The sequence below is a fragment of the Mesorhizobium sp. M2A.F.Ca.ET.042.01.1.1 genome (assembly GCF_003997405.1).
Classification (GTDB): Bacteria; Pseudomonadota; Alphaproteobacteria; order Rhizobiales; family Rhizobiaceae; genus Mesorhizobium.
Map to the genome: position 1 here is coordinate 1 of NZ_RZRX01000541.1, position 1,466 is coordinate 1,466.

At 66.5% G+C, this 1,466-nt stretch carries 2 protein-coding genes; one reads left to right on the forward strand and one right to left on the reverse strand.

Annotated elements, in window-relative coordinates; genetic code table 11:
• Positions 1-321, reverse strand: a 321-nt coding sequence (locus EOA23_RS34660) for a LysR family transcriptional regulator (RefSeq protein WP_127307312.1), incomplete at its 3' end; no start/stop codon positions are given.
• Positions 322-403: 82 nt separating this feature from the next.
• On the opposite strand from EOA23_RS34660, the gene EOA23_RS34665 reads away from it, so the two are divergent.
• On the forward strand, positions 404-1,466 hold a 1,063-nt coding region (locus EOA23_RS34665), incomplete at its 3' end, for an amidohydrolase (RefSeq protein WP_189341834.1).

Consider the following 1,466-nt stretch of genomic DNA (forward strand, 5'->3'; position numbering starts at 1 on the left):
CAGGAACATCGAGGCAAAGCCCGGCGGGCAGGAGATGGCGAAGGAGCCGCCGACGCCGGCGCCGTTGTTCTGCGTCCCCGCGTCGCCGAGCACGGTCAGCGCCTTCCTGACGTCGGCCGCGTAGCGCTGGCCGCGCGGCGTCAGCGCCACGCCCTTGCCGATGCGCTGCAAGAGATCAAAGCCGAGGTCGCGTTCGAGCAGCCGAAGCTGATGCGAGACGGCGCTACGGGTAAGGTGAAGCTCGTCGGCGGCGCGCCATACGCTGCCGTGGCGGGCAAAACTGTCGAGGGCGCGCAGCGCCTGCGTGGACGGTATTCGCAAGAGGCCTCAGGTGAACCGAATTTGCACGAGCCGGGAAAACATATCACTTTTTGACGAGCCGCTTCACTGCTTTTCTTGGACCATGGACAAACCGGTGACGACTTCGGCGCAAGAAACCGCGCTCGCCTGCATCGACGGCATCCAGCCGCTGCTGTCGGCCTGGACGCGCACCATTTTCGATTTCGGCGAGACCGCCTGGCGCGAGTACCAGTCGGCGGCCTGGTATGTCGAGCGGCTGAAGCGCGAGGGCTTTTCGGTCGAGGAAGGCTCCGGCGGCATGCCGACGGCGTTCTGCGCCCACTGGACGAATGGCGACGGCCCGGTGATCGGCATGTATGGCGAGTATGACGCCGTGCCCGGCAACTGCCAGGACGCCGCGACGGTGAAGGAGCCGCGAGAAGGCTTGGGATTTCAGGCCGGCGGCCATACCGACCCGCATTCGGGCCTCGGCATCGGCAGCCTTGGCGGGCTTCTGGCCACCAAGGCGGCGATGCTGGAGCATGGCATCAAGGGCACGCTGCGTTTCACCGGCGAGCCGGCGGAGAAGGTGAGAGGCTCGAAGCCGATCCATGCGGCAAAAGGCTATTATGACGGCCTTGCCGGCATGATCTCCTTCCATCCCTTCTACATGCTGCCGCTCTGCAACACCGCACGCTGGGACACGCATTGTGGCGCCGCCTATTCGATGATCTACCGCTTCGTCTGCGACGAACCCGAGAACTGGGGCCGCGCGGCAAGCGACGCAGCACCCATCCCGCAAGCGCATTCGGCGGTCAGGGCGCCGGGCGCCAATGACGCGCTGATGATGATGTACATGGCCTCCAAGGCGCTGCGCGATTCCATGCTCACCCATCAGGGCGGCTGGTCGATCAGCGAGGCGATCCTGACGGCAGGGCAGGCGACCGCCGACAATCTGCCGGCCAGCCTGGCCGAGATCCAGTACATGATCCGCGTGCCGACCATCGCCATGGCCGAGCAGGTGACCGCGGTGCTCGACCGTAACGCCGAAGCCGCTGCCAGGATGAGCGGCTGCCGCTACGAGCGCCACTGGGTGTCGAAGTCGCGGCCGGGGCTCGCCAACCACGCCATGGCCGACATCACCTATCAGGCGCTGTCCACCGTAGGCGCGCCGCGCTGGGACGAGG